The sequence below is a fragment of the Xanthomonas sp. WHRI 1810A genome (assembly GCF_040202885.1).
Taxonomy (GTDB): domain Bacteria; phylum Pseudomonadota; class Gammaproteobacteria; order Pseudomonadales; family Pseudomonadaceae; genus Aquipseudomonas.
The window spans coordinates 1-13,003 of sequence record NZ_JBEGED010000035.1; the positions used below are offsets into that span (position 1 = coordinate 1).

Annotated in this window: 11 protein-coding genes; 10 read left to right on the forward strand and 1 reads right to left on the reverse strand. The window is 59.8% G+C overall.

Annotated features, from left to right (window positions below; genetic code table 11):
* The first annotated feature begins 196 nt into the window (after positions 1-196).
* Both rhtA and ABQX22_RS26415 read left to right on the forward strand, forming a co-directional pair.
* Entirely contained in the window at positions 197-1,081 is an 885-nt protein-coding gene (gene rhtA / locus ABQX22_RS26410) for a threonine/homoserine exporter RhtA (protein ID WP_349802816.1), read from the forward strand.
* 164 nt (positions 1,082-1,245) lie between these two features.
* A complete protein-coding gene (locus ABQX22_RS26415; protein ID WP_349802817.1) occupies positions 1,246-1,539 on the forward strand; it encodes a hypothetical protein in 294 nt (97 codons plus the stop codon).
* A gap of 115 nt (positions 1,540-1,654) precedes the next feature.
* Here the strand turns inward: ABQX22_RS26415 and ABQX22_RS26420 are convergent, their stop codons facing one another.
* Complete coding sequence (locus ABQX22_RS26420) at positions 1,655-3,463, reverse strand: aminopeptidase P family protein (RefSeq protein ID WP_349802818.1); 1,809 nt, start codon at positions 3,461-3,463, stop codon at positions 1,655-1,657.
* 974 nt (positions 3,464-4,437) lie between these two features.
* On the opposite strand from ABQX22_RS26420, the gene ABQX22_RS26425 reads away from it, so the two are divergent.
* Genes ABQX22_RS26425 through rfaH form a run of 8 tightly spaced genes read left to right on the forward strand, consistent with a single transcriptional unit; the run spans position 4,438 to position 12,878 of the window.
* Positions 4,438-5,223, forward strand: a complete 786-nt coding sequence (locus ABQX22_RS26425) for a hypothetical protein (RefSeq protein ID WP_349802819.1) — start codon at positions 4,438-4,440, stop codon at positions 5,221-5,223.
* A gap of 56 nt (positions 5,224-5,279) precedes the next feature.
* Entirely contained in the window at positions 5,280-6,401 is a 1,122-nt protein-coding gene (locus tag ABQX22_RS26430) for a DegT/DnrJ/EryC1/StrS family aminotransferase (protein ID WP_349802820.1), read from the forward strand.
* A gap of 5 nt (positions 6,402-6,406) precedes the next feature.
* A complete protein-coding gene (locus ABQX22_RS26435; protein WP_349802821.1) occupies positions 6,407-7,921 on the forward strand; it encodes a lipopolysaccharide biosynthesis protein in 1,515 nt (504 codons plus the stop codon).
* 3 nt (positions 7,922-7,924) lie between these two features.
* Complete coding sequence (locus ABQX22_RS26440; RefSeq protein WP_349802822.1) at positions 7,925-8,854, forward strand: glycosyltransferase family 2 protein; 930 nt, start codon at positions 7,925-7,927, stop codon at positions 8,852-8,854.
* Positions 8,844-9,296: a low molecular weight protein-tyrosine-phosphatase gene (locus ABQX22_RS26445; RefSeq protein WP_349802823.1), complete on the forward strand. Its 453-nt coding sequence runs from the start codon at positions 8,844-8,846 to the stop codon at positions 9,294-9,296. The genes ABQX22_RS26440 and ABQX22_RS26445 overlap by 11 nt, the downstream gene beginning before the upstream one ends.
* Entirely contained in the window at positions 9,297-11,513 is a 2,217-nt protein-coding gene (locus tag ABQX22_RS26450) for a polysaccharide biosynthesis tyrosine autokinase (RefSeq protein WP_349802824.1), read from the forward strand.
* Positions 11,514-11,559: 46 nt separating this feature from the next.
* The gene (locus ABQX22_RS26455) at positions 11,560-12,360 is read left to right on the forward strand and encodes a WbqC family protein (protein ID WP_349802825.1); all 801 of its coding nucleotides are present in this window, start codon (positions 11,560-11,562) and stop codon (positions 12,358-12,360) included.
* A 5-nt stretch (positions 12,361-12,365) separates the two neighbouring features.
* On the forward strand, positions 12,366-12,878 hold the full coding sequence (gene rfaH / locus ABQX22_RS26460; RefSeq protein WP_349802826.1) for a transcription/translation regulatory transformer protein RfaH: 513 nt from the start codon (positions 12,366-12,368) through the stop codon (positions 12,876-12,878).
* Positions 12,879-13,003 lie beyond the last annotated feature (125 nt).

The following is a 13,003-nucleotide window of genomic DNA, read 5'->3' on the forward strand; positions in this document are numbered from 1 at the left end:
CAAGAAGTTTTCCGTTTCGTCTGCGCCGGAAGTGGGGCGAATTATAGACAGATACTGAGGGCCGTCAACCCTTAATTTGATAACAGGTCAAATTCATAACAGCGGAACAACTTTCAGTCAGTATGCGCAGTATACTGCCCACAAACACCCGTTAATATAACGCTCCCCTTCTAATAGTGTCAGGGACCCAAGCCGAATGAATGACCGACAACGTACCCTGACTACCCTTCTGCTGCCTATAGCCATGCTGCTGATCGCAATGGTTTCCATCCAGTCAGGCGCGTCCCTGGCCAAGACCTTGTTCCCGGTGCTTGGCGCGCAAGGAACAACCGCCGTTCGCCTCATACTCGCCAGCGTCATAATGCTGGCAATCCTGCGCCCCTGGCGCACGGCCCTCACCGCGAGCTCGCTCCCGATCGTCCTTCTCTACGGCATAGCAGTGGGCGGAATGAACGTCCTCTTCTATATGGCTATCGAGAGGATCCCGCTGGGCATCGGTGTCGCCCTTGAATTCACCGGGCCGCTCGCGGTGGCTCTGTTCCACTCTCGCAGACTGGTCGACTTCGTGTGGATCGCGCTGGCAATCACCGGCCTGGCACTGTTGATACCCATGGGGCAGACCCAGGATCTGGACCTTGTCGGTGTCGCCTATGCCTTGGGGGCTGGCGTGTGTTGGGCGGCCTATATCGTGTTCGGACGAAAAGCCGGTGCTCATTACGGAGTGCAGACCTCTGCCTGGGGCGTATTGATAGCGGCCATTTGCATCGCACCCCTCGGCATTGCCCAAGCGGGCAACGCCTTGCTTGACCCAGCATTGATTCCTGCTGCCATCGGGCTCGCCGTTCTGTCCACTGCCCTGCCCTTCAGCCTGGAGATGATGGCCATGACCCGGATTCCCGCGCGCACGTTCGGCACGCTGATGAGCATGGAGCCTGCCGTCGGAGCACTTTCGGGCCTGCTGTTCTTGCACGAACACCTGTCGCTGACCCAATGGCTGGCCATCCTTGCGATCATCATGGCGTCCGCCGGCGCCGCCCTGACTTCGCAACCTGAGCAACCCGCGCTGGCCTGTGCCGATTGAGCAACCGGGCGAGCATTACACGATGTCACTAGCATTCGTGACGCTGTTAGGCCATGTTTACACCCACGACTCTTCCCTTGCAGGCGTCATGGCTCAGGAACGGTTGAAGCACGCGAATTCAAGTTAGATGCTGACCAGCACATGTCGGTCAGGTAAGGGACCAGATGAAATACATTGTACTGATGCTGGCAGTCGTCACCGTCGCCGGGTGCGCTGCCACTTCCAAACCCGTGAAACAGGGCAAGCGTGGCATTCATATCAATTGTTCCGGCCTTTCGTCCTCCTGGGACCAGTGCTATGAACTGGCAACCAGCTCCTGCGAATCGAAGACGTTCCGGGTGATCGCCAAATCCGGCGACGCGTCCGAGGACCCAGGCGACTACCCCTTTGGCTTGAACCCGGCCGGCTATACCAGCCGCAGCATGATCATTGTCTGCAAAAAGCCACTCGCGCCTTGATGACGCCTCCATCCCTGATCGCGTGAACACGTCCATGGCGCTGGCCGCATGACAAAAAAGGCACGGGGCTGAGAACCCCGTGCCTTTCTCGTTAACGGTTCGAAAAAGCTCGCTATCAGACCGCAGCAGTCCGCGTGTTCAGCCACTCCAGCGCCGAGCCTTGCAGCAACGGACTCAAGCGCGCCTTGACCTCAGCGTGATAGTCGTTCAACCAGCTCCGCTCTTCCTGCGTCAACAAGCCGATCTCCAGACAGCGCGTGTCGATGGGGCACAGGGTGAGCGTTTCGAACGAAAGAAACTCACCGAACTCGGTCTTGCCCGCTTCCCGGTTGATCACCAGGTTCTCGATGCGCACGCCCCATCTTCCCGGGCGGTACGTCCCGGGTTCGATGGACGTGATCATGCCCGGCAGCATCGCGGTCTGCGGTGTGGCCGGGGCCTGGTAGGCAATGACTTGCGGACCTTCGTGGACATTCAGGAAGTAGCCGACGCCGTGCCCGGTGCCGTGGCCGTAATTGACGCCCTCCGCCCACATCGGCGCCCGGGCAATCGCGTCCAGCAACGGGGAAAGAATGCCCCGGGGGAAATGGGCCCTGGACAGCGCGATCACACCTTTGAGCACGCGGGTGCAGTCGCGCTTCTGCTCAGCGCTCGGTTGACCGATGGGCACCATGCGCGTGATGTCAGTGGTGCCGCCCAGGTACTGGCCGCCGGAATCGATCAGCAACAGCCCGTCGCCTTCGATCTGGGCGTGTTCCTGCTCGGTGGCGCGGTAGTGCGGCATCGCCCCGTTGCCATTGAAGCCGGCGATGGTCGCGAAACTGGCTGACACATACCCCGGCCGCTTTTCCCGTGCAGCGCTGAGCTTTTCATCGATGGTCAGTTCACTGACCGGCTCGTGACCCAACGCCGAATCCAGCCACGCGAAGAATTCACACAACGCCGCGCCGTCCTGCTCCATGGCCTGACGGATGTGGTGGGTGTCCCCTTCACTTTTTTGTGCCTTGAACAACGTCGTCGGGTTCAGGCCTTCCACCAGCGTGACTTCACTGTCCAGATAATCGAGCAATCCGCAGGTGACCCGCGCCGGATCCACCAGCAATCGCGCCTGGGTGGGTACGTCACGCAGAGCGGCCCCAATCTGGGTGTATTCGCGCAAGATGATGCCTTCGCTCTCTAGCGTCTGACGCAACGCGGCGTCCACTTTGTCGGAGGCAACAAACAGGCTGATGCTGTCGGGGCCGATCAGCGCGAAGGAAATAAACACCGGGTTGTACGAAACATCCGCACCCCGCAGGTTGAACAGCCAGGCGATGTCGTCCAGCGTGGCAATGAAATGCCAGTCCGCACCCCGTTCGAGCATCGTGCTGCGCAGCCGCTGAAATTTCTCGGCACGCACCACCGTGGCCTCAGGGGCCTTGTGTTCATAGATAGCTTGAGCCGGCAAAGCGGGACGGTCATGCCAGATGTCGGTCAGCGGATCGAGGTCCGTGCGCAAACGTGCGCCCCGTGCATAGAGATTGCTGGCCAGTGTGCGGGAGGACGCAACCGCCATGACCGCGCCATCGACGGCGACCACGGTGTCGGCTTTCGCCTGTTCGGCCAGCCATTCCAGGGGCCCCGCCTGACCCGGCTGCAGTTTGACCAGCTCGATGCCGCTGCCCGCCAGTTCCTTGCTGGCTTGTTCCCAGTAGCGACTGTCGGCCCAGAGCCCGGCGAAGGTGGGGGTGACGATAAGCGTACCAACCGAGCCGTGAAACCCGGACAACCACTGCCGGCCCTGCCAGTAACCCGGTAGATATTCTGAAAGATGAGGGTCGGCCGACGGTACGAGCCAGGCGTCGATGCCTTCACGACTCATCAGGGCGCGCGCCTGAGCCAACCGTCCAGCGACCACTCCGTTGGTATTCGTCTGCGTGTTCATTGATACTCCTGCCCGAAAAAATTTTTGCCTAGCACCCCTCGGATAATGGAGCAGCGCACAAGACTGAGCAACCGCGCAGCACGTTAAAGGCCGTCATAGACACCTCGCGCTACAGAACAGGTTTCACAAGTATGCAAATGGCTACTAATAACGCCTTTGAACTCACTTTGTAGTTACACGCTCAATCAAGTGTGTTTAAACGACAAAACATGCAAAGCGATTAAAACTAACTGTTCTCCGTTCCCCGAGAACTTACTTCACGCGACAAGCACACTTATTACTTTTAGCAAATACGTTTCCTCAATAAGCAGCACTATGGGGCTCGGATATCGAGCGTCATAAATCCGATGCTGCTCATAGACGCCCATCTTCTGACGTTGGAAAAATGGCTCTCAACCCTCCGCAAACATTGACATTGGAGGCAACACGCAGGGATGAGAAAGCGCCAACGCACCGTGACGGTGCGGTGCTGTTTTTTTGACTGCTATACATTTCAAAGACTTAGCCTAAACCCGGCTCCTTTTATCAAAAACTTAACAGAATGTTGGCGAAATAATTTGACAGGATGCGCGGCGCCGCCGATATATATGCGTGTCAGATGATTCTTACAAATGCAGGGAAGTTGCAGCGGTGCCATAGAGTGCTGCGCTGAAGTCACCTGACACTTCCTTTCCAGTTTTGCCAACGAAGTTAGTTAGTCCACGGCGCCTCTCTTGCGTCGGTGGCGACGTGTTGGATTAAAGCAAATTTCGAATTTACTGAATGTGCTCGGTGTGGCGGTAGCTTTGCCAATCGGATGGCGCAAGCAGTTAAACACTTGCGATACATCATTCGGTTGGCCAACCACTGTTTCATCCAGTAACAACACCAGGATCGGCTGATTCGGGCGGTAGCGTGCCTGACCGCCCTCAAGGCGATCACCGCCACTCACCAACGACACAGCCTGCGCCCACTCACCCTCGAGAGCCATTGCAATGCCACTCACTTTCGACACGGATGAACAGCAGGTCAAACGCCTGGCTGACGAAATCGATACCCACGGCTTTGCCAGACTGAGCGGCGCTGTCAGCGACATCGACCTTGAGCAGCTGCGCGCCTGGACCGATGCCCAGGCGCAGCAACATCAAGGCGAATATTTCGCGTATCACGGCGAACAGATGCTGGCCGGCAGCCTGCTGGCGGCGTTCTGGGCAGACCCGAAACTCAAAGCCCTGTTGGCGGGGCTGTATCGCCGGGCGGCGAACGGTGATGCCGTCAGCGAGCGAATTTTCCCCGTGCTGCGCTGCGTGCAAGGCCACCACGGCCAGCGAGAGTCCAATTGCTTTCACTACGACGCCAGTCTGGTGACCGCGCTCATCCCCGTGTTCATCCCCACCGAAGGGGCGCAGCGCGGCGACTTGATGCTGTTTCCCAATCTTCGCGGTGTGCGGTCCTGGGTCTTGTTCAATGTGGTTGAAAAAGCCCTCCTGCAAAACCGTTTGACTCGCTCGCTGATCGGCAAAGGCCTGCAGCGTGGGTGGCTCAAGCCCTACGTACTCAAGCTGGAGCCCGGAAACATTTATTTCTTCTGGGGCTACCGGACGCTGCACGCCAACCAGGCGTGCAGCCCCGACGTGAAACGGGCCACGGCGCTGTTTCACTTCGGCGACCCCCACACCGGAAGTCTGGCGACGCGGTGGATTCTGAAGTTCAACCAGGGTCGCGCTCGGCGAATCAGCAATAAGACCGGCAGCCAGCCCCCGGCTTCGACCCAGGGTTAGGCCAGCAACACTTGCGCACTACTGCCTTACGCACTTCGTCCGACATGGAGGCTTCGATGATAAACGTAACCAAGACCTATCTAGGCGACATCGACAAGTTCAAACACTACGTGGAAGGCATCTATTCCCGCGGCTGGCTGACCAACCATGGTCCGCTGGTGTGTGAGCTTGAGGCGCGCCTGCGCGATTACCTGGGCGTCAAACACGTCATTCTCACCAACAACGGCACCCTCGCCCTGCAAGTCGCCTACCGCGCACTGGGCCTGAGCGGCAGCGCCGTGACCACTCCGTTCAGCTTTGTCGCCACCAGCAGTTCGTTGCAGTGGGAAGGCATTCGCCCGATCTTCGCCGACATCGATGCGCAGACCTGGAACATCTCCCCCGATCACATCGAAAGCCGGATCGTCTCCGACACCACCGCCATCGTCGGCACCCACGTGTTCGGCAACCCGTGCGCGGTGGAACGCATCGAAGCCATCGCCCAGAAGCACAACCTCAAAGTGGTGTACGACGGCGCCCATGCGTTTGCCGTGCGCCATGCCGGCAAGTCAGTGCTGCACTGGGGCGACATCAGCACCCTGAGCTTTCACGCCACCAAGCTGTTTCACACCATAGAAGGCGGCGCGATCATCACCAACGACGATGAAACCGCCCGCCGCGTTCACCTGCTGTGCAATTTCGGCATCGCCGACGTCGACAAGATCGAAGGCATCGGCATCAACGCCAAGCTCAACGAGTTTTCGGCGGCCATGGGCCTGTGCATTCTCGACGACATCGAGAACATTCTTCAGGAACGGGCGCAGATCGCCGAGCGTTACGTCACTCAACTGCGCGACTACGTCGACCTGCAACAGCCCGAAAGCGACAGCCAGCTCAATAACAGCTATTTCCCCATCGGCCTGGCGGAGGAGCAGCAATTGCTGCGGGTGCGCACAGCGCTCAACAGCAACGGGATCAACCCGCGCCGCTACTTCTATCCGTCGCTGGACACCCTGGAATACCTGCAGCCACAAGCGGCACAAACCGCTTCGCGCGCCCTCAGTGAACGGGTGCTGTGCCTGCCGATTTACCCCGGCTTGAAGCTTGAAGATCAGGAACGCGTGATCAACACGATCATCGCCGAATGCAGCCTGGGTCATGCGAAATACCAGGTGCCCACGCTCGCTCAGGTCATCTGAAGACTATGCAAACCAGACGCTCAGTCATACGCAACACTGCGTTGAGCTATGCAGGCCAGGCTTACGCGTTGCTGGTGGGCATCCTGATCATGCCGTTCTACCTCGGCCACCTGGGTGCCGAGGCGTACGGTCTGATCGGATTCTTCTCCGTGGTGCAGGCCTGGCTGCAACTGCTCGATGCCGGTTTGTCGCCCAGTCTGGTTCGCGCAGTGGCTCACCAACAAGGAGCGGCCGCCGCCGAACGCAGTATCGGCCGGCTGTTGCGCTCGTTCGAGGTGATTTTCCTGCCGCTGGCTGCGGTGTGCTGTCTGGCCATGTACCTGGGCAGCGAATGGATTGCGGTGCACTGGCTCAACGCCAAACTCCTGAGCCCGCAGACGCTGATCGACTGCATTGGCCTGATGGGCGTGATCATCGCGCTGCGGCTGTATTCGACACTCTATAAAAGCGGCATTCAGGGGCTTGAGCAGCACGCCTGGCTGAACGCCGCCAACGTGATCATCGCCACCCTGCGCTACTTCGGCGGATTGCTGCTGGTGAGTGTGTATTCGCAGGACCCGATAGATTTCTTCGTTTTCCAGGCCGTGGTGGGGGTGATCGAAGCGCTGATATTCGCCGCCCGTGCCTACCAGCAAATGCCGACGCCGACCTGGCACACGGGATTTGACTGGGCGCTGGTGAAACCGATCGTGCCCTTCGCGGCCAGCATGTCCGGCACCGCGATCCTGTGGATTCTGCTGACCCAGATCGACAAGGTGCTGCTGTCCGAACTGCTGCCGCTGCATGAATACGGTTACTTCTCGCTGGTGGCGCTGATCACCACCGGGATCATGATGCTGAGCAACCCGGTGGCGCAGACCCTGCTGCCGCGCCTCACGGTGTTGATGGCCGAAGGTCGACGCGATGACATGCTCGCGCTGTTCCTGGCCGCGCACCGCTTTATTTGCACGTTCTTGTTTCCGCTGGCGGCGCTGATTGCCCTTCACGCAGACGCGATGGTCTACGCCTGGTCCGGCGATCAGGCCGCCGCGCAATGGTGCCGCTCGATCCTGCCGTGGTACTCGCTGGGCAGCGCGATCATGGCGGTCAGCGCGTTCCAGTTCTACTTGCAATACGCCTACGGCCAGATGCGGTTGCACATGTGGTACAGCGTGGTGTCCGCGCTGATCACGGTGCCGGTGATGGTTGCCGCGATTCACTTTTACGGCGCCCTCGGGGCAGCGATCGCCTGGTTCGTGCTGCGGGTGGTGTCGCTGGCCGTGTGGCCGGCCGTTGTGCACAACACGCTGGCGCCGGGGATTCACAGCCAATGGCTGCGGGACATCACGCGCATCAGCGTGATGACCGGCATCGGCCTTGCGCTCAGCGAGCCGATCTTTCGCGCCATCGCCGGCACAGACCGCTTGAGCACCTTCCTCGGGCTCGCCGTCAGTGGCCTGATCACCCTGATCGTGGTGGCCGCCAGCTATCGACCGCTGGTAACCCGGATTTCCGTTCTGTTCAGCAAACCGAGTACATGAGCCATGGATGCCATTAGCCAGAAGACCCGTTCCGAGCAGCCCGCTGCGCCCCTGTTGAGCATCGTGTGCCCCGCCTACAACCAGGAGGCCTACATCGCTCAGACGCTGGACGCTTTTCTGGCCCAGCAGACGACGTTTGACGTCGAAATCCTGATCAATGACGACGCCTCCACCGATGGCACGGCCCGGATCATCGCCGACTACGCCCAGCGTTTTCCGCACCTGATTCGTCCGTTCTACAGCGAGGTCAATCAGTACTCCCAGGGCAAGCCTTCGGTGCCAGGGCTGTTCGGCGAAGCCCGGGGCCGCTACATCGCCTACTGCGAGGCCGACGATTACTGGACCGACCCGCGCAAGCTGCAAGTGCAGGTGGATTTCCTCGAGAGCCATCCTGACTACGTGCTGACTTACCACGACGCGGTGTCGTTCGATGCCAACGGCCAGTACGGCGTTCAGTTGCAGGGCAAATTGCGCGGCGACGCCACCGCCCTTGAATTGCAACAGGCGCGGCCGATTTCGACGCTGACCACCTGTTTTCGCAATGTCTTCCACAGCCTGCCCCCGGAACTGGAGGGCGCGCCGCTCAATGACCTGGTGTGGTGGTCGTTGCTGGGTGCGTTCGGCAAGGGCAAGTTTCTCGGCGAGATCAAACCGGCCGCCTACCGGCTGCACCCGGGCGGGGTGTTCTCCATGCGCTCGAACAAACGCAAATTGCACATGAGCCTGCAAACCTCTGGCGCCCTGGCCAACTACTACAACCGGCTGGGCAATCAGCAATTGTATGAGTTTTTCCTGGCACAACTGGTGGGGTATTCGCTGTCGGCCATGACCCCGCACAACAAGGTCCTCACGCTGTCGCAAGTGGCACTCAATTTCAGCACCAACATCAGCAGAAGACTGATGCCGACCTTCAGCAAAGGCCATGTTCAGTAACGTTCTGGTGGTCTGCGTCGGCAACATCTGCCGCAGCCCCATGGCCGAAGCGATGCTCCTGCATCGCATTGACGGGCCCGCCGTGACGATTTCATCGGCCGGCACCCACGCCATGCTCAGCTCCACCATGGACCCCCTCGCCCAGGCCGTCCTGCAGGTCAACGGCGTTCCTGCTCACAAACACCGCAGCCGTCAGGTCGATGTGCAGATGCTGCACCAGGCCGACCTGATCCTGCTGATGGAACAGCGACAGATGCAAAGCGTGCTCAACCTTGCCCCGGAAGTTCGAGGCAAGACGTTTTTAATCGGCAAGTGGCAGCAAGAAATGGAAATCGCCGACCCGTACCGGCGCCCGAAATTAGCCTTTGAACAGACCTACGAGCAGCTTTCGCGTTGCGTCGACGACTGGCTTCCTTATCTTCAGTCAGGAGAAACAAGATAAATGACCGTCATGAACCGTACTTCCCTGGAGGACTTTCAGGACTCCCGGATCGATCTGGCGACTATCTTGCGCACATTATTCGATCACAAAGGAATGATTGCATCGATTGTCGGCGTGTGTGCCCTCGTGGGGCTGACCTACGCAACCATCGCCACACCGATTTATCAGGCCAACGCCATGATCCAGATCGAGCCGAAGAAAGTCGGCATCGAGGGTCGCACTGAAATCAACAGCAAGCCGCTGTCGGTCTCCCAGGCGACAACGGAAATCGAACTGATCAAATCCCGCGCGGTGCTGGGCAAGGTTGTTGAAGACCTGAAACTCAACATCTTGCAAAAGCCAAATTACGTGCCTTTGATCGGCAGCTACCTGGCCCGCAACTTCAAGCCAGAGCGCCCGGGCGCCCTGGCCGAGCCCATGTTCGGCCTGAACAACTACGCCTGGGGCGGCGAGAAAATCGACATCTTCCAGCTGGACGTACCCGAGGCGCTGCAGGGCGAGAAACTGACGCTGGTCGCGGGCAAGGCAGGGACGTTCTCGCTGTATGACGAGGACCACAAACTGCTGCTCAAGGGCGCCACCAACCAGGTGGTCGAAGGCAGCGGCATCAAGATGCAGGTGGCCACGCTCATCGCGCGTCCGGACACCGAATTCACCGTGGTCAAACAGCGCACCCTGACCGCCGCCCTGGATTATCAGGACCGCCTGAAGATCGCCGAAGCCGGCAAGGACTCCGGGATCGTCTACCTGACAATCCAGGACCCGGACCCGGTCCTGGCCAAACGCATCCTCAACGAAGTCAGCCGCTTGTATGTGCGTCAGAACGTGGAGCGCAGTTCGGCCGAAGCCGCTCAGCGTCTGGAGTTCCTGCGCTCGCAATTGCCTGCCGTGCGCAAGCAGCTGGAGCAATCGGAAACCGCGCTGAACAACTTCCAGACCAGCGCCAAGTCGGTTGACCTGAGCATCGAGACCAAGGCGGTCCTGGATCAGGTGGTCAAACTGGACGGCACCCTGTCCGAGCTGAAAATGAAGCGCGTTGAAGTCGAACGCCTGTATACGCCAGAGCACCCGACCTATCGCGCATTGATCACCCAGATCGGCCAGATCGAGTCGCAGAAACAGGGCCTGTTGAAGAAGATCGAGGCCTTGCCGGCCACCCAGCAGGAACTGCTGCGCCTGACCCGTGACATGCAAGTGACCTCGCAGACCTACACCCTGCTGCTGGACAAGAGCCAGGAGCAGGACATTCTGCGGGCGGGCAGCATCGGTAACGTACGGGTGATCGACAACGCCGACGCCAACGTCGAAGACCCGGCCAAGCCGATGAAGAAAATCATTGTGCTGATCGCCACGCTGGTGGGCCTGCTGATTGCCGTGGCCACTGTGTTTGTGCGCCAGGCGTTCTACCGCGGCGTTGATAACCCGGAAGTGATCGAGAATCTGGGGATGCCGGTCTATGCGTCGCTGCCGTTCTCGCGTCAGCAGGAGCGCATGGACAAGAACACCCAGAGTGGCCGCCCGACCCAGGATTCCCGACTGCTCAGCGTCAGCGCACCCACGGAGCTGGCCATTGAATCGTTGCGCAGCCTGCGCACCAGCCTGCATTTCGCGATGCTCGAAGCGCGTAACAACGTGCTGATGATTTCCAGCCCGACGCCGGGTGTGGGCAAGTCGTTCGTCTCCAGCAACCTGGCGGTGATCATTGCCCAGACCGGCAAGCGGGTGTTGCTGATCGACGCCGACATGCGCAAAGGCTACCTGCACAAAGTGTTCAATCTGACGCCCAAGCACGGTTTGTCCGACACGCTGGCCGCGCGGGTGAAGAGCCACGAGGTGATCAATCACACCCAAGTGCGCAACCTGGATTTCATTTCCTGCGGTTACGCGGCACCCAACCCGTCGGAGTTGTTGATGCATGACAACTTCAACAAGCTGATCAGCGAACTGGCGCCGCTGTACGATCTGGTGCTGGTGGACACCCCGCCGATTCTGGCGGTGACGGACGCCACGCTGGTGGGCCGTCAATCCGGGACCTGCCTGCTGGTAACGCGTTTCGGCCTGAGCACCGCCAAGGAAATCGACGCGTGCAAACGGCGCCTGGGCCAGAACGGCATCGTCATCAAGGGCGCGATTTTCAACGGCGTACTGCGCAAGGCCTCCACTGCCGACTACGACTGCGCCGCTTACGGTTACGACTACTCGACCACACGCAAGTAATACGGGTTTCACCCCAACCGTCGCGCTATTGAACAAGGAGATGTACATGGCCAGGACCATCGCAGTGATGCAGCCTTACCTGTTTCCGTATCTGGGCTATTTCCAGCTCATTGCCGCCGCAGACGTCTTCGTCCTGGGAGACGATCTGCAATACATCCGCTCCGGCTGGGTCAATCGCAACCGGATCCTGCATCACCACGAAGCCAGGCTGATCACCTTTCCCCTCAAGAAAGACCGCTTCCAGTTGCCGATCAATCAGCGGCAACTGTGTGAGGGCTTCGATGAAGAAGCCGAACGCCTGATCAGGTTCATCACCTCGTGCTACCTCAAGGCGCCGTACTTCAACCAGGTGATGCCGCTGGTCGAACGGCTGATCCGCTTTGCGCAACCCAACATCGCGCTCTACGCCGAACACGCGATCCGCGAGATGTGTGCGTTTCTGCACATCACCACCCCGATCATGCGCAGCTCGGAGTTGCTCCTCGGTCAGCCGCTGGACCGGCAGGAACGCATCATCCGCATCGCCCACACGTTCGAGGCCACCACCTTCATCAACCCGGAGGGCGGATCGGTGCTGTACGACCGTGATCACTTCGCGCGCAACCGGCTGCTGTTGCGTTTTTTCCGGATGAACCCGGTGGTCTACCGACAGTTCAGGCAACCTTTCGTCGCCAACCTGTCGATTATTGACGTGCTGATGTTCAATTGCGTGGAACAGGTCCAGCAATTGCTTACGTGCTACACATTGGACAAGGATGGCCCGGTGGCCGAACCCGATCTACTGGCCGGGCGGGCGCAGCATCCTGACGTTGCCCCTGTCTTGCCAAGCCAGATTGCAGTGGAGTGAAGAACATGACTCAAGCCAATAACCCGGCACGTTGGTATTTGATTCAAACCAAACCCCGTCAAGAAGCCCGCGCGGAGGAGCACTTGCAGCGTCAGCTGTTCGAGTGCTACCGGCCCCTGAAAACAGGGGAGAAAAAGCGTGGCGCCCGGGCCACCAGCGAAGAAGAGCTGTTTCCCGGCTACCTGTTCATCCGCATGGACCAGACCCACGACAACTGGTACCCGATTCGCTCCACTCGGGGCGTCGCGCGGATCGTCACCTTCGGCGGCCTGCCGGTGCCGGTCCAGGATGTGCTGATCGACCAGATCCGCCAACGCCTGCTGGCGCCGCCGCCCAAGGTTCAGTTCCGCCAAGGGGAAGCGGTGCGCATCACCGCCGAAGGCTTCAACGACGTAGAAGCCATTTTTTTGGCGGCCGATGGCGACGAACGCGCCGTTATTCTGCTGAATCTGCTGCAGCGTGAGCAGAAAGTGACACTTCCTGTCACCAGTCTCACCCGGATCGAAGCGCGGGCTTGATCGCACCGTTTCTCCTGCAACTCTGTAGGAGCTGACGACCAGCGGGAGGCTGCGATGCGGTTTGCCTGACACACCGCAATCGCAGCCTCCCCCGGGTCGGCAGCGCCAACAGGGGCAGCCACAGC